The organism is Streptosporangium sp. NBC_01469, assembly GCF_036227305.1.
Classification (GTDB): Bacteria; Actinomycetota; Actinomycetes; order Streptosporangiales; family Streptosporangiaceae; genus Streptosporangium.
In genome coordinates this window covers 95,592-111,187 of the sequence record NZ_CP109465.1, presented here as the reverse complement: position 1 = coordinate 111,187, position 15,596 = coordinate 95,592, and the positions used below count along the sequence as shown (strand labels likewise).

At 71.5% G+C, this 15,596-nt stretch carries 13 protein-coding genes; 6 read left to right on the top strand and 7 right to left on the bottom strand.

The window, feature by feature from the left end; genetic code table 11:
• The first annotated feature begins 54 nt into the window (after nucleotides 1–54).
• Entirely contained in the window at nucleotides 55–411 is a 357-nt protein-coding gene (locus tag OG587_RS00495) for a sec-independent translocase (RefSeq protein ID WP_329085760.1), read from the top strand.
• Nucleotides 412–573: 162 nt separating this feature from the next.
• Here the strand turns inward: OG587_RS00495 and OG587_RS00490 are convergent, their stop codons facing one another.
• The gene (locus OG587_RS00490) at nucleotides 574–1,716 is read right to left on the bottom strand and encodes an Mrp/NBP35 family ATP-binding protein (protein ID WP_329085758.1); all 1,143 of its coding nucleotides are present in this window, start codon (nucleotides 1,714–1,716) and stop codon (nucleotides 574–576) included.
• 265 nt (nucleotides 1,717–1,981) lie between these two features.
• Here OG587_RS00490 and OG587_RS00485 point away from each other — a divergent pair, with 265 nt between their 5' ends.
• Nucleotides 1,982–2,467 (top strand): MarR family winged helix-turn-helix transcriptional regulator, encoded by a 486-nt coding sequence (locus OG587_RS00485; protein WP_329085757.1) that lies wholly within the window; start codon nucleotides 1,982–1,984, stop codon nucleotides 2,465–2,467.
• A gap of 579 nt (nucleotides 2,468–3,046) precedes the next feature.
• A complete protein-coding gene (locus tag OG587_RS00480; RefSeq protein WP_329085756.1) occupies nucleotides 3,047–4,966 on the top strand; it encodes a Xaa-Pro dipeptidyl-peptidase in 1,920 nt (639 codons plus the stop codon).
• Between the two features lie 150 nt (nucleotides 4,967–5,116).
• On the opposite strand, the gene OG587_RS00475 is transcribed toward OG587_RS00480, so the two are convergent.
• Together OG587_RS00475 and OG587_RS00470 are read right to left on the bottom strand one after the other, a co-directional pair.
• Nucleotides 5,117–5,596 (bottom strand): DUF1003 domain-containing protein, encoded by a 480-nt coding sequence (locus OG587_RS00475; protein ID WP_329085755.1) that lies wholly within the window; start codon nucleotides 5,594–5,596, stop codon nucleotides 5,117–5,119.
• Nucleotides 5,589–6,833: a magnesium transporter MgtE N-terminal domain-containing protein gene (locus OG587_RS00470; RefSeq protein ID WP_329085754.1), complete on the bottom strand. Its 1,245-nt coding sequence runs from the start codon at nucleotides 6,831–6,833 to the stop codon at nucleotides 5,589–5,591. Before OG587_RS00470 ends, OG587_RS00475 begins: the two co-directional genes overlap by 8 nt.
• Before the next feature lie 139 nt (nucleotides 6,834–6,972).
• Between OG587_RS00470 and OG587_RS00465 the strand changes: the two genes are divergently transcribed.
• A complete protein-coding gene (locus OG587_RS00465; RefSeq protein WP_329085753.1) occupies nucleotides 6,973–7,917 on the top strand; it encodes an EamA family transporter in 945 nt (314 codons plus the stop codon).
• Between the two features lie 106 nt (nucleotides 7,918–8,023).
• Here OG587_RS00465 and OG587_RS00460 read toward each other — a convergent pair whose 3' ends face one another.
• Together OG587_RS00460 and OG587_RS00455 are read right to left on the bottom strand one after the other, a co-directional pair.
• A complete protein-coding gene (locus tag OG587_RS00460; RefSeq protein WP_329085751.1) occupies nucleotides 8,024–8,386 on the bottom strand; it encodes a hypothetical protein in 363 nt (120 codons plus the stop codon).
• A gap of 60 nt (nucleotides 8,387–8,446) precedes the next feature.
• On the bottom strand, nucleotides 8,447–9,022 hold the full coding sequence (locus OG587_RS00455) for a biotin transporter BioY (protein ID WP_329085750.1): 576 nt from the start codon (nucleotides 9,020–9,022) through the stop codon (nucleotides 8,447–8,449).
• A 330-nt stretch (nucleotides 9,023–9,352) separates the two neighbouring features.
• On the opposite strand from OG587_RS00455, the gene OG587_RS00450 reads away from it, so the two are divergent.
• The gene (locus OG587_RS00450; protein ID WP_329085749.1) at nucleotides 9,353–10,294 is read left to right on the top strand and encodes an HpcH/HpaI aldolase/citrate lyase family protein; all 942 of its coding nucleotides are present in this window, start codon (nucleotides 9,353–9,355) and stop codon (nucleotides 10,292–10,294) included.
• On the opposite strand, the gene OG587_RS00445 is transcribed toward OG587_RS00450, so the two are convergent.
• Complete coding sequence (locus tag OG587_RS00445) at nucleotides 10,284–10,850, bottom strand: DUF6529 family protein (protein ID WP_329085748.1); 567 nt, start codon at nucleotides 10,848–10,850, stop codon at nucleotides 10,284–10,286. The two genes, OG587_RS00450 and OG587_RS00445, sit on opposite strands and share 11 nt — an antisense overlap.
• Complete coding sequence (locus OG587_RS00440) at nucleotides 10,850–11,518, bottom strand: hypothetical protein (RefSeq protein ID WP_329085746.1); 669 nt, start codon at nucleotides 11,516–11,518, stop codon at nucleotides 10,850–10,852. The genes OG587_RS00445 and OG587_RS00440 overlap by 1 nt, the downstream gene beginning before the upstream one ends.
• Nucleotides 11,519–12,316: 798 nt before the next feature.
• Between OG587_RS00440 and OG587_RS00435 the strand changes: the two genes are divergently transcribed.
• Entirely contained in the window at nucleotides 12,317–15,559 is a 3,243-nt protein-coding gene (locus OG587_RS00435; protein WP_329085744.1) for a hypothetical protein, read from the top strand.
• Nucleotides 15,560–15,596: the final 37 nt, after the last annotated feature.

Genomic DNA, 15,596 nt, shown 5'->3' with positions numbered 1-15,596 from the left:
CTCCGGTGTATGGCCGGAGAGGTGCTTCTGGCATCCTCCCGGTAGGAGATCACCGTGTTCGGACTCGGCTGGCCTGAGATCGTGGCGCTGGTGGTGATCGCCCTTCTCGTCTTCGGCCCGGAAAAGCTGCCCCAGGCCGCCTCGCAGGCGGGCAAGACCCTGCGCAACCTGCGTCGGATGGCCAACAGCGCGAGGGACGACCTGCGGACGGGGCTCGGGCCCGATTTCGCCGACTTCGACCCGGCCGACCTCAACCCGAAGAACTTCGTCCGCAAGCACCTCACCGCCGACCTCGAGGACGACTGGAACGGCACCGCCACCGCCACCGCCGAGCCGGCCGCCCACGCGATGAGCGGCGCCGACGAGCTGGGCTACGGCGAGATCCCCCCGTACGACTCCGACGCGACCTAGCCGACCCGGTCGTCGAACGTCGCGTGGACTCTCGTCTCGCGCGCCCCACACGCGCCTCACACGACGACGGCGGCAGCCCCGACAAGGGGTCGCCGCCGTCGTCGTGTCGCGGGAGAGGCCGTTCCGGGCCTCGAGGGACCGGTCTCCCGGCCCCTCGGGCTCTCAGCCGCGCCGGGTGGGCGAGATGCCGAGCTGGAGGCCCTTGAGGCTGGCCGACTTCTTGCTGAGGGACGCGGCGATGCGGCTCAGCTCGGTCGCGGCCGGGGCGTCCGGGTCGGTCAGCACGAGCGGCTTGCCCTCGTCGCTGCCCTCACGCAGGCGCATGTCGATGGGCACCTGGCCCAGGAGCGGCACGCGGGAACCCAGGGTGCGGGTCAGCGCGTCGGCCACGGTCTGGCCGCCGCCCTCGCCGAAGACCGAGATCCGCTCGTCGCAGTGCGGGCAGGGCAGCCACGACATGTTCTCGATGACCCCGGCGATCTGCTGGTGGGTCTGGACGGCGATCGATCCCGCGCGCTCGGCGACCTCGGCGGCGGCCTGCTGCGGGGTGGTCACCACCAGGAGCTCCGCCGACGGCATCCGCTGCGCCACGGAGATCGCGATGTCACCGGTGCCCGGGGGCAGGTCCATCAGCAGCACGTCCAGGTCGCCCCAGTAGACGTCGGCGAGGAACTGGTGCAGGGCACGGTCGAGCATCGGGCCGCGCCACACGACCGGGGTGTTGCCCTCCGGCTTGAACATGCCGACCGAGATGACCTTGATGTCATGCGCCACCGGCGGCATGATCATGTCCTCGACCTTGGTGGGGCGGTCGGAGATGCCGAGCATGCGGGGAATGCTGTGGCCGTAGATGTCGGCGTCGACGACGCCGACCTTCAGGCCGCTCGCGGCCATCGCGGCGGCCAGGTTGACGGTGACGGACGACTTGCCGACGCCGCCCTTGCCCGAGGCGACCGCGAAGACGCGGGTCAGCGAGCCGGGCTGGGCGAAGGGGATCTCCTTCTCGGGCCCCTTGTTGCCGCGCAGCTTGGTCTGCAGCGTCTTGCGCTGCTCGGTGCTCATGACGTCCATCTCGATGGAGACGCCGGTCACCCCGTCGACCTTGGAAACGGCGCCGGTGACGTCCCGGGTGATGGTGTCCTTCATGGGACAGCCGGACACCGTCAGGTAGATCGCGACACGTACGGCTCCCTCGGGGGAGATGTCGACGCTCTTGACCATGTCGAGTTCGGTGATCGGCCGACGGATCTCAGGGTCGTTGACGGTCGCGAGGGCGGCCATCACCAGTTCCGTGGTAGGTGCCATCGAAGTGTCGGCAGTCACGTCACCCTGGGGCGACGAGGATGCCGTCCCTCCTTGTCTGTTATCGATGAGGCGTCTCACGGGCAGGATCTGCCCGTCGTCGCGCCGGCGTGGCTTGGCAGGAGGCCGATCCCGTCAGGGAACGGTCGGCGTCGTGAGCCCATGGTATGAACCCGGGGACGTCGGAAGGAATTCCGAAACCGGCGATGGTCGCTGGATTCGGACAATTCGCTGTGTAGGTGCGCGTGCAACGTTCTAAGGTTACTCCGTGACCCTCACGGCGGGCGAGTCAAGAGAGAGCATCGGCTCGGAGGAGCTGGTGGTCTGGCGCATGCTCCAGCGGGCCCAGGTCCGCATCACCCGGGTTCTGGAGGCCGACCTGCTGGTCGAGCACGATCTGGCCCTGGCTTCGTACGAGGTCCTGCTGCAGCTGTCCGAGGCGCCCGAGCGGCGGCTGAGGATGAACGACCTGGCCGACAGGGTGCTGCTGTCGCGCAGCGGGCTGACCCGGCTCATCGACCGTCTCCAGCGCGACGGCCTGGTCGAGCGCGAGGCCTGCAGCAGCGACGCGCGGGGCCTGTTCGCGGTCCTGACGGACGGGGGCGCCGCGCGGCTGGCCGAGGCCAGCCCCACCTACCTGCGCGGGATCCGCGCCCAGTTCCTGGACGTGCTCGAAGCCGACGAGCTGCGGCAGTGCGCGGCCATGCTGAACAAGCTCTTCCCGGACCCTCCGGCCCCCACGGACCCGTACTGAGCTCGCACTGAGCCGCGCGGGCCGACACCGCCCCTGAGTCCCACGGCCACGGGCCGACACCAACCCGTGCCGAACCTCACGGCCTCGCGCCGACACCGCCTTTGAGCCGCACGACCTCGCGTTGACACCGCCCTGTACCGGGCTCGCACCGAACCTCACGGCCTCGCGCCGACACCGCCAGCCGCACGGCCTCGTGCCGGTACCACGTGCGTCGGAGGCCTCCAGGGCCTCCGCGGATGGCCACCTGTACCGAGCCTCCGCCTCTGCCGAGCCTCGGCCCCACGGCTTCGCACCGTCGCCGTCGCCGTCGCCCGCACCGGCTACCGCGGCCTTTCGCCGAGCCGTTCCGGCGTGAAGTCACCGTCGGCGGCCCCCTCGGGGACCGGGCCCGCCCCTTCCGGCCGGCGTTTCTCACCTCCCCGTGACCCGGCTCGCCCCGCCTTGACCTTTCTCCGGACAAGGCCGTCGAGCGCTATGTCACATACCAGCCCCAGAGTGATTTCGAACGCATAAAGGATCTTGCCGGTCATACGGACACTCGTGGAGATTACGGATATTCCCCCCTAATGCGGAGGCTCGATGCCAAAGTTACGAGCAGCCCTCATCGCCCTCACGGTGGTCGTGGCGGGCGTCGCCCCGGCTCACGCGGCCACCCAACCCTCTCTCACCGTCGAGCGGGGGCGGACCCAGCCGGTCTTCTCGTACGCCGACGCCGTCCGTGAGCACGTCTACGTCGAGTCCAGCGTCGACAGCGACTCCGACGGGAAGCCGGACCGGGTCCGTGTCGACATCATCAGGCCGAAGGAGTCCGGTCCCGGGCTCAAGGTGCCGGTGATCATCGACGAGAGCCCGTACTACGACAACTCCGGCCGGGGGAACGAGGCTGAGCGGAAGGTCTACGACGCCGCCGGCAACGTGACGAAATTCCCCCTGTACTACGACAACTACTTCGTGCCGCGCGGTTACGCCGTCCTCAACGTCGACATGATCGGGACCACCAGGTCCGACGGCTGCCCCGACGTCGGCGGGCAGGCCGACGTGCTGGGCGGCAAGGCCGTCATCGACTGGCTGAACGGCCGCGCCACCGCCTACCGCCCCGACGGCACACCCGCGGTCGCGGACTGGACCACCGGCAAGGCCGCGATGATCGGCAAGTCGTACGACGGCACGCTGGCCAACGCCGTGGCGGCGACCGGCGTGCGGGGACTGGAGACGATCGTCCCGATCTCCGCGATCAGCTCTTGGTACAAGTACCAGCGCTCCAACGGAGTGGTCTACAACTACGACTACATGTCGTGGCTGGGGGACTACGTCGACAGCGACCCCACCGCCAAGTGCGCGGCCACGTGGTCGCGCCTGGACGCCCAGGACGGCGACGACACCGGGAACTACAACGGCTTCTGGGCCGAGCGCGACTACATCGCGGGCTCGCTGGCCGACGTCTCCAAGGTGCGCGCCAGCGTCTTCGCCGTGCACACGGTCAACGACCTCAACGTCATGCCCGACAACTTCTCCACGTGGTGGAAGGCCCTGGCCGACAGGAACGTGCCCCGCAAGATCTGGGTCGGGCAGTACCAGCACGTGGACCCCTTCGACTTCGAGGGACGCCGTGACCTCTGGGTCGACACGCTGCACCGCTGGTTCGACTACTGGCTGCTCGGCGTGCAGAACGGCATCATGCGCGAGCCCCGCGCCGACGTGCAGAGCAGCCTCGACCGCTGGACCACCCAGCGTGACTGGCCCGCCCCGCTCGCCCTGAAGATCCCCTTCCGCCCCGCGGCCGACGGCTCGTTCGGCCTCGTACCGGCGAAGAGGGGCCAGACCGCCACGTTCACCGACATCCGCCAGTCCGAGGAGGCCATGGTGGCCGACGTCGGCACGGCCAAGCCGGGGAGGGTGGCCTTCACCACCGGCGAGCTGCCGCTGGATCTGCGTCTGTCCGGCACGCCCGTGGTGGACCTGCGCGTCGCGCTCGACAAGCCCACCTCGAACCTGACCGCGCTCCTCGTCGACTTCGGCGAGGACACCCGGATCGACTGGCGGCGGGGCCAGGGCATCACCACGCTCGCCGAGGAGAGCTGCCACGGCGAGAGCACGGCCTCCGACGACGCCTGCTACAGGCAGGTCGTCACCAACCGGGCCACCCGCCCGCTGGAGATCGTCGCCCGGGGCTGGATCGACGTGCAGAACCGCGACTCGCTCAGCGCGCCCTCGCCGCTTCCCGCGGGCACGTACGGCAGGGTGAGCTGGGAGACGCTGCCGCAGGACTACGTCTTCAAGAAGGGGCACAGGCTGGCCCTCGTGATCGCGGGCACCGACTCGACCTACAGCGACGAGAGGGCCACCGGCGCGAACGTCACCGTCGACCTGGCCGGGAGCAAGGTGCTCCTCCCGCTGGCGCTCAGCACCCTGCGGAGCACCGACGTGCCGAAGGACACGAGCAGGTGGAGTGGTCCGCAGTTGCTGGACCTGCCGGAGCCGGAGAACACGTTCTTCTGATCTTCGGGAGTCTCTGATCCTCCGAAGGTCCGCGGGGTGTGAGCGGGGCGGGACGCCCGGCTCACACCCCGTCCCGCGTAACCGCCGGCCGCGGGGCCCGGAACGCGCCTCCGCCGGACGGGAAGGCATCGGGGGTCCGGGGGGTCCGGCTCACGGTTCCACGGACTCCTGGGGCTCCTGGAGGTCCTCCTGCAGGCGTTGCAGCTCCGAGCGGATGTAGTCGCGGGTGGCCACCTCGCCGAGCGCCATGCGCAGGGCGGCGATCTCCCGGGTGAGGTAGTCCAGGTCGGCCTGGTTCCGCTCCGCCGCCCTGCGGTCGTGCTCGTTCTGGACCCGGTCGCGGTCGTCCTGCCGGTTCTGGGCGAGCAGGATCAGTGGCGCCGCGTACGAGGCCTGGAGCGACAGGATCAGCGTCAGGAAGATGAACGGGTAGGGGTCGAACTTCAGCGACTGGGGGGCGAGGACATTCCACAGGACCCAGAGGGCGACGAAACCCGTCATGTAGACGAGGAACCTGGCGGTGCCGAGGAAGCGGGCGATCTGCTCCGACAGCCGCCCGAACGCCTCGGGGTCGTAGTGGGGGCGCAGCCGCAGGCCGGGCTGCCTGGGCTGGTCGAGGCGGTCAGGCATTCCCGCCCTCTCTCGGCCGGTCGTCCCGCTCGCGCCAGTCGTCCGGCAGCAGGTGGTCGAGCACGTCGTCCACGGTGACGGCGCCGACCAGGCGTCCCGCCTCGTTCACCACGGGAGCCGCCACGAGGTTGTAGTGGGCCAGGTAGGAGGTCACCTGGTTCAGGGTGAACCCCGGCCTGATCGGGTCGAGGGAGGTGTCCAGGATGCCGCCGAGCAGGGTCGAGGGGGGCTCGCGCAGCAGCCGCTGGAAGTGGGCCAGGCCGAGAAAGCGGCCGGTGGGCGTCTCGACGGGCGGCCGGGCCACGTAGACCTGCGCGGCCACCGACGGGGTGATGTCGCTCTGGCGGATGCTGGCCAGCGCCTCGGCGACCGTCGCGTTCGGCGGCAGGACCACCGGCTCGCTCGTCATCATCCCGCCCGCGGTGTTCTCCGGGTAGATCAGCAGCCGCCTGACCGGCGCGGCCTCCTCGGGCTCCATCAGCGCCATCAGTGCCTCGGCCTGCTCGGCGGGGAGGTCCTGGAGCAGGTCGGCCGCGTCGTCGGGGTTCATCTCCTCCAGCACGTCCGCGGCCCGCTCGGGGGCGAGCCTGCTCAGGATGCCGATCTGGTCCCGCTCGGGAAGCTCCTCGAGCACGTCCGCGAGCCGTACGTCGTCGAGGGCCGCCGCCACCTCGACCCGCCGCTTGTCGGGCAGCTCGTGCAGGGCGCCGGCCAGGTCGGCGGCGCGCATCGACTCGAAGGCGACCAGCAGGTTGGCCGCGCCCTGGTCCTTCTGGACGGCGCCGAAGCCGCGGACCTCACCCCAGTCGACGATCTTGGTCGCGCCGCGCCGGCGCAGTCCCATGCCGGGAGGGCTCCCGATCACCGCCACCTTGGTGATCAGCCACTCCGAGCGCCTGTTCTCCTCCATGGCCAGGTCCAGGACCGTCATCCGCTCGCCCTCGACCTCCACGCCGAGGTCGAGCAGCTCGGCGATGGCCAGGGTCTCGGTCGCCCGCTGCTCGAACCTGCGCATGTTGAGCTGGCCGCTGAAGACGACGGCGCCGGCCTTGGCGGACCTTATCCGGGTGATCGGCAGGAAGACCCTCCGCCGGGGCTGCACCTCGACGACCAGGCCGTGCACGTGCGGCGGCGCGCTTCCGGCGATGGCCACCACGACGTCACGAACCCGGCCGATCTGGTCCCCGGCGGGGTCGAAGACCGGGGTTCCGGCGAGACGCGCGATGAAGATCCTCACATCTGAAGCGTAGGCCGCGTCCCGGACCGGCCGGTCGCTGCCACGCTCCCCGGCTCACATTCCGGAATGCACTTGCTGCTCAATATCCCGACATGACAGCATCAAAGCCGCTTAACGGTAATTACGGAAACGGTGGGTCATGAGACGTGCAGGACTGCTGATCGCGCTCGCGTCGTCCCTGTGCTTCGCCTTCTCGGGGCCCATGGCCAAATACCTGGGTGCGGCGGGGCTGGCCCCGCTGGAGGCGGTCTGGGTCCGCATGGCGGGCGCCGGGCTGCTGCTCGTCGGCATCCTCGCGGTCGCCCGGCCCTCGGCCCTGCGCATCCCCCGCTCGCGGCTGCCGTTCCTCCTGGCGTACGCGGTGATCGCGGTCGCCGGTGTGCAGGCGCTGTTCTTCGCGGCGATCACCCGGCTGCCGGTCGGCGTCACCCTGCTGATCGAGTACACCTCGCCGGTGCTGGTGGTGCTCTGGGTGCGGTTCGTCCGGCGGGTACGGCTGCCGCGGGCGGCCTTCACCGGCGCCGTCGTCGCCGTGGTCGGGCTCGGCATCGTGGTGGAGATCTGGTCGGGGCTCGCCCTCGACCCGGTGGGCCTGCTGCTGGCCCTCGTCGCGATGGCGTGCTGCGCCGGATACTTCCTGCTCAGTGACAGCTTCGGCGACGACGTCGACCCGCTGGGCCTGATCGCCTGGGGTCTGCTCGGCGCCGCCGTGGTGCTCCTGCCGATCTCTCAGCCGTGGAACATCTCCTGGGGGGCGATCAGCGGGACGGCCACCCCCGCGGGCGGCCAGACGCTGCCGGTCGTCGGGGCGCTGGTCTGGCTGATCGTGGTCGCCACGGCCGTCGCCTACATCCTCGGCGTCCTCGCGGTACGCCGCCTGTCGGCCGCCATCGGCTCCACGGTCGCCTCTCTGGAGGTCATCGCCGGGGCGGTGGTCGCCTGGATCCTGCTGGGCGAGGCGCTCGGCCCCTTCCAGATCGCGGGTGGCGTGATCGTCCTGGTCGGCGCCTACCTGGCCCAGCGGGCCACGGCCGCGCTGCCCTCGCCCGTCCTGGAGGTCAGGGAACCGGCTCGCGCGGGGTGAGCCGCGGCACCGGAACGATCGACCGGGAGCGGCACCCGGTGTGCCGGATCCGTCGGGCGGGCTCGTACGGGGCGAACCGTCGGGCGGGTTCGCGCGGGACGAGCCGTCAGGCGGGCTCACGCGGGACGAGCCGTATCACCTTGGAGGCCGCGGCCCAGCGCTCCAGAAGCCTCGTGCCGTCGGGGGCGTTGAGCCGCTCCTTGGCGAGCGCGGCCACCGCGTCGGGGGCCTGAGCCTGGTCCACCACCTCCACGGAGGCGTCGAAGGCCACCAGGCGCCCGCCGTTGTCCTTGCTGCGCAGCGTCACCCGTACCTCCCCGGCCTCGGCCAGCCCCGGCAGCGGCTGCTCGCCCCCGCCGGTGACCAGGTAGATCGCGCCGTCGTGCCAGGTGTGCCAGGCCAGCCGGGGCCGGTCCAGCGACAGCCACAGGACGCTCGACTTCTTCGCGCCCTCCTCGATCACGCCCATGAGACGAATGTACGGCCTGTGCCTTCCCGAATGGCGGTACAGGCCATACACGCCGCCGGGTCAGTGCCGGGAGAGCTTCCAGGCCGCCGGGAGCAGTCCCGCCGCGACGACGATCTTGAGGGCGTCACCGAGCAGGAAGGGCACCACGCCCAGGGCGAGGCCCGTGGCGAGATCCATCTGGGCGACGGCGATGAGAACCGGCAGGCCGAAGGCGTAGATGACCAGGTTGCCCAGGATCATCGTGCCGATCGTGCGCGGCACGGTGCGGTCGCCGCCGCGCTCGGCGAGCTTGCCGACGACGGCCGCCGCCGCGATGAAGCCGATGACATACCCGAAGGACGCTCCGCCGAAGCCGGAGGCTCCGTCGGCGAACCACGGCACGCCCGCGACGCCGGCCAGCATGTAGAGCGCCATGCTCAGCACCGCGCGGTTCATGCCGAGGGCGGCGCCGACCAGTACGACCGCGAAGGTCTGGCCGCTGACCGGCACCGGCGAGCCGGGCAGCGGGAAGCTGAGCTGCGCGGCCAGGCCGGTGAGGGCGGCGCCGCCGACCACGAGGGCGACGTCGCGGACACGGGAGGCCGGGATGAGATCGGACAGTACGGCGGGCCTGGCCACCGAAGAAGCGTTTGCCATCGTGCGTGTCTCCCTTGACGGATTCTTGATGTCCATTCTTCTGACATCCCTGGCAAGGGTCCTACGAGATCGCCGCCAAGAACAGGGCGGGGTCTTTGTGCGGAGGCCACAGCGCCGCCCGGCCCCTCGGCCCTCGTCCCGGCGCGAAGGTCACAGCCCGCCTGGCCTGTCGTCCGCCTCGTCCAGGCGCGGAGGTCGCAGCGTCACCCGGCCTGTCGTCCGGCTCGTCCCGGCGGTTGCCGGCCCTTCTTCCGCCGCGTCCCGGCGCGGAGGCCGTCCGGCGTCGCCCGGCCTGTCGTCCGGTTCCCGCCGGGCGTTAGCGTGTTCCCCATGCGTTCCCGACGTTCGTGTCTCGCGGTGCCCGGCAGCAACCCCAGGTTCCTGGAGAAGGCCCAGGGACTCCCCGCCGACGAGGTCTTCCTCGACCTGGAGGACTCCGTCGCGCCGCTCGCCAAGGAGGGCGCGCGCAAGAACATCGTGGCCGCCCTGCGGGAGGGCGACTGGTCGGGCAGGACGAGGGTCGTCCGGGTCAACGACCTCGGCACCCAGTGGACCTACCGGGACGTCATCGAGGTCGTGGAGGGCGCGGGGGAGTTCGTCGACTGCCTGATGCTGCCCAAGGTGGAGGACGCGGCCCAGGTGATGTGGCTCGACACGCTGCTCACCCAGATCGAGAGGGCGAACGGCCTCCCGGTCGGACGGATCGGCATCGAGGCCCAGATCGAGAACGCCAGGGGCCTGGTCAACGTGGACGCCATCGGCGGCGCGTCCCCGCGCCTGGAGACGCTCGTGTTCGGCCCGGCCGACTTCATGGCCTCGATCAACATGCGGACCCTGGTGGTCGGTGAGCAGCCGCCCGGCTACACCGAGGGCGACGCCTACCACTACATCCTGATGCGCATCCTGATGGCCGCCAGGACGCACGACCTGCAGGCCATCGACGGCCCGTACCTGGCGATCAGGGATCTCGACGGTTTCCGCCGGGTGGCGGGGCGGGCCGCGGCGCTCGGGTTCGACGGGAAGTGGGTGCTCCACCCCTCCCAGATCGAGGCCGCGAACGAGGTGTTCTCGCCGCCGCAGGAGGACTATGACCACGCCGAGCTGATCCTCGACGCGTACGAGTACTACACGACGGTCGAGATGCGCGGCGCGGTCATGCTCGGCGACGAGATGATCGACGAGGCGTCCAGGAAGATGGCGCTGGTGGTCGCGGCGAAGGGCAGGGCCGCCGGCCTGCGGCGCACCACGGCCTTCACCCCGCCTACAGCTTGACCCCGATGGTGGTGAAGAACCAGAACGACGAGGTCAGCCAGAGACCGGTCAGGGCGACGAAGGTCAGCCCGCCGAGGACCGGTAGGGTCCAGCCGGGCAGCCCCCGCTTGGGCAGGGACAGCATCTTCGCGGTGAAGACGCCGTAGAAGAAGCAGCCGAGCAGCGAGTGGATCATCACGCGCGGCACGTCGAACTGGGTGCCCAGCGCGTACAGGCAGTGGAGCGCGACCGGGATCGTCAGGATGAACGCCACCCGCCCCGACCAGCGGTGCAGGGTGCCGATCCACGACACGTCCAGCTTGATCCGGCCCCACATGACCAGGGCGGAGAAGAGCTGGACCAGCGCCAGCAGGAACGCGCCGGTGGTGAGCCAGGACTTCATGGCCAGCGCCCCGGAGAACCCGGCGAGCCCGATCGCGTACCCGGTGGGCGCGTGGACCCGCCCGTAGACGCCCAGCCCGACCGCCACCAGCCCGCCGACGACGAGCGGGACGAGGAGCGGGGCGATGTTGTTCGGCTGCCGGTGCTGGACCGGCGTGATCTGTGTGTCACTCATCAGAACCCCTCGATGAACTCGTCGACGTCCTGGGGATCGACTTCCACGCCGTTCACGACGGCGTTCTCGCCCGGCTCGGGGATCGGCACGTCGGCGACCTCGTCGCCCACGAGGGTGAGGCCGACCCTGGTGCCGTCGTCGAGGTAGATCCATCCGGCGCGGACCTCGGCACCGCGGACGAGCGCGGTCGCCCGGTAGAGGCCGGAGGGCTTCTTCACGGTCGGAGCCTTGAAGCTCCACTTCCTGCCGCCGAACCCGAGGGTCCCCGCGGCCCTGCCGCCGCCGAGCTGGGCGGTGAGCGAGGCGTTGCCGCGGCCGGACAGGGTGACCTTGCCGTCGGCGGCCTTGCCCTTCATCCAGGCCTCGATCTTGCCGTCGCAGAAGTAGCCGACCGCCTTGCCGTTCCTGATGGAGATGGCGATCAGCCCGCCGTTGCCGGTGACCCGCCCGGCGTAGTCGACCTTGGCGGGGGTGGGCCTGGCCGTCTTGACGGCCTCAGGCTCCGGCGCGGGCGACGCCTCCGTGGTGGCCTGGGCCACCGGGGCGGGTACGTCGTCCTGCGCGTTGACGGTCTGTGTGGTGGGTGAGGTGGTGGCGCTGGCCACGCCGAGGGCGACGGCCATCACCGCTCCTGCCGCCAGTGTGTATACGGGCCCCAGCCGTGTCATATCTGCTCCCTGGGGTGGTGGGTTGTGAAGTCAGGTGTACACGCCGTCGTTCCGGGAGTCTGTGAACTAATCCGCACACGGAGGGACGAAACCGGGTTCTCGCCGGAGGCGGGCTGGTGATCCGCGACTCTATGGGGATCGAGGTGTCATTTCATGAGGATTCATAGGAAAAGCTCTAGTTGAGAGCCGGGAGTCCGATCTCCCGCCCGAGGGTCGGAGGCCCGATGTCCCGCTTGAGGGGCGGGAGTCCGATGTCCCGCTTAAGGGCTGGAGCCCAGTGTTCCGTTTGAGGGTCGAAGGCTCGATGTCCCGTTCGAGGGCGGGAAAGCCCGGTGGCCCGTCTGGGAGCCGGAGGCCCGGTGGTCCGCGCCGCCGGGGCCGGGGGAACGTCTCCCGCCGTCCGGCGGTCCTTCGAGGACGCGGGCGGACGGCGCCGATGTGATCTTCGAGTCTCGCCGGTCCGCCGATCCCCGCGACGGGGGATTCAGGGGGATCTTCCAGGGGCTGATGTTTTTCAAAATTAAAGGATAAAACCTGACAATTCCGGCGCTCAGTTGATAAATCTGACTAGAGAGGTCTCGTCATCGCGGCCCGGACGTGTTGCTCTTGACTGTGTACGGCCGAGGACCGGGTATCCGGCCGCGGGAGGTGATCGTTTCCGTAGAACGGGGTAGTAGTAGGGTCGCGTGCGATTTGCCGCATCCATAGGGGTTGCGGCCTGCTGTTACGGAGACGACTGGAACGGTCCGGGGCGGTGACCCCGGGCTGGGACGGGCTTCCTGCAAGGAGGTGCTGAGCGTGGCCTCGGGCCCCCACGACCCGCGCTCGCAAGAGTGGCCGGCGGATGACGACGGCGTGCACGACGACGCCATACACGAAGGCAGGTCCCAGGAGCCCCAGACGTCCCCGCCGACGATCCAGCACTCCCCGCCGGGTCCCTCCGACGACGGGGCGCGAGGGCTCCCCATGGCCTCCCCGTGGATGCTCCCGCCGTTCGCGGCGCCGACCCCCGACGACAGCGAGCCGCCACAGGCCCGTCCCGAGGGCCTCGGAAGTGAGCGCCGCCGCCCGTACACCCGCCCCTACGCCCCCGCGCCCCAGCCTCCCGCGCCCCAGTCCTCCGGGCCGCCGCTCCCGCCGGAGCCCCCCGCCGACCCTCCGGCCACGGAGGAGAGGCCCGCAGGGCAGGGACGCCACGCCACGCCCGAGCAGGGCCGGCCGCGCCTGGTGGACCGCCCGGACCTCCTCGTCGCCTCCGGGCCGGCTCCCGAGCGCAGAGGCAGGAGAAGGGCTGACCGGCCCGATCTCCTCGTCGCCTCGGGTCCGCCCCGCGAGCCGGGGCGGAGCGGCCGGACAGAGCCCCCGCCGCCCCAGCAGCCCCAGTCGCCCCAGCCCGAGGATCGGATCAGGGTCGAGCCGAGCATCGCGGCGACGCCGGAACCGGCACCGGAACCGCCGCCGGACCGCGGACCCGAGCCCGGAGCGCCGTCCGGTCCTGACGCCGGATCGGTGCCCGGTCCCGAGCCCGACCGGCCCCCCGCCCCCGAGCGGCCCTCCATGCCGGTCGAGGACGACTTCGAGCCCGTACGACGGGTGGGGCGCCCGCCCGGCGGCAGGCCCGCCAGGCCCGACCTGCTCGTCGCGCAGGGCCCGCCCGGCAGGCGGGGGCCGAACGGCGGGCGGCACCACCGACAGGCCGCCGCGCCCTCCGCCGTGCGCCGCTCCAGCCCGACCAGGCGCAGGCGCGGCCGTGGGCTGGTGATCCCGTTCCTGATGGTCCTGGTCCTCACCGTCGCGGTCGGCGGCGGCCTGGTCCTGTGGGGCTGGGTGAGCAGCCCGTTCGCCACCGGCCTCCGGCTGGTCGGCGACGAGGTGACGTCGGGCGACGACAACTTCGTGCCGCAGGCCGGTGTCGGCGGCAACGGCTCCAACCAGGTGCTCAACGCGGTGGCGTCGGTGGGTTCCGTCATGGTCGCGGTCGGCAGTGACACCACCAGCCCGGTTCCCAGGCCGCTGTTCCTGGTCTCTCCCGACGGTGGTACGACCTGGCAGCTGGGCAAGGTGACCGGCCCCGCGGGGTATGAGACGGGGCCGACCACGGTGGGCCGGGTGGCGGGCGGTGACGGTCTCTGGCTGGCCGCGGGCAACGACCCCCTCGGTTCCGGGCACGGCCTGTGGACCAGTTCCGACGGCTACGGCTGGAGCGCGGTCGACCCCGGCGAGCTGGGCGCCTTCGCGCGCGGGGACAAGATCATGGATCTGGCCAGGACCGACTCGGGCTTCGTCGCGGTCGGCGCCGCGGTGCTGGACGACGGCACCACCGGCGCCGTCGCCTGGGTCTCACCCGACGGGCGTTCCTGGGACCGGGTGGGGACCCGGGAGATCGGCATGCCGGACAAGGTGCGCGGCATCAAGGCGGTCGTCGCCAAGGGCGACGTGGTCGTCGCGCTGGCCGATCCGGCCCAGGGGCAGTCCACCTCGGTCATCCTGCGTTCGGCCGACGGAGGCAGGAGCTGGCAGCGGACCGGCGCCTCGCTCAACGACGTCATCCCCGAGCCGGGGGCGCTGGCCGTGGCCGCCGGTGGGTTCGTGCTCGTACCGACCCAGCAGCGCAGCGACAAGGGCGAGGTCCGCGTCTACTGCTCGCCCGAGGGCGCCGACTGGAAGGCCTGCGGCGCCATCACCGGCCTGGGGCCTGAGGGCACGGGTGTCAAGCGTCTCGCCTCCTCCTCGGCGGGGGTGGCCGCGGTCGTCGAGTCCGGCTTCGAGCGCTACACCGTCCACACCAGCGCGGACGGCCGCGACTGGAACAAGACCACCGATCTCGGCGAGGTGCCGGGCTCGCTGCGGGCACTCGCGCTGTCCGACACCGGCACGCTCGTCGTCGGCGGCGACGAGCGCGCCGCGGACGTGGACAACCGGGTGGTCCTCATCACCGCGCCCAAGGGCGGCGAGCCGAAGCCGGTCTCCCTGAGCGGGATCCAGGGCCTCGCCAGAGCCGCCCGCGAGACGGCCGGGGTGGCCGCCGGGGACGGCAGGTTCGTCGCGGTGGGCGCCGTCTCCGGCGACGCCGGGATCTGGAGCAGCACCGCCGGAGAGAGCTGGAAGGCGGGCGGCCCGGCGCAGCTCTTCGGCGGTCCCAGGCGGCAGGCGCTCGCCGACGTCGCGCACGGCAGGCGGGGCTGGCTGGCCGCGGGCAGCACGATGACCGACGCCTCCTCCACCGAGCCGCTGCTGCTCACCTCCTCCGACGGCCAGAGCTGGCGCAGGGTGCCGGTGCTGGGCCCCCTCGCCCCGGCGGGCGACCACGACTTCCTCGCCCCGCACGCGGTGGCGGCGGGGCCGTCCGGCTACGTCATGGCGGGCGAGGACCGCGGCCCCGCCGCCACCGTGCCCGTCCTGTGGTTCTCCGCCGACCTCAAGCGCTACTCCAGGGCGGCCAAACTTCCCGCGGGCGGTACGGGCGTGCGGCTGCACGACGTCTCGGCGACCTCGTCCGGGTACGTGGCCGTCGGCGGCACCGGCACGGCCGAGCGCGAGACCGGTGTGGTCTGGGTGTCGGCCGACGGGGTCAACTGGACCGCGCGCAAGCCGGTCCTGCCCCCGGGGGCGACGTCCGCGGGCCTGCGGCACGTGGTCCTGTACGGCGGCTACGTCGTCGCGGCGGGTACGGCCCAGACCGAGGACGGCAGGAAGGCCTTCGGCGCGGTGTCGGACGACAACGGGGCGAGCTGGGAGTTCTCCTGGTTTCCCGCGGACCGGGCGTCCGCCGTCCAGGATCTCGCCGCGACGCCGGAGGGTGTGGTGGCCGTCGGCTGGCACGGGGTGGCGGGGGCCGGTGACAGCGCGGCCTGGACCTCCGAGGACGGGCTGAACTGGCAGCGCCACACCCCCAGCCAGGACAGCCTGGACGGTGACGGCGCCCAGTGGCTCGGCGCGGTGGCGGTCTCCGGCGGCCAGGTCGTGGCCCTGGGCCGCTCCACCACCTACAGCGCCGACCACCTCACCCTGTGGCGTTCCACGCTCACCTCGTCACGATGACGGGGAACCGCGGCGCTCCACGCCCGCCCTGTGCCGC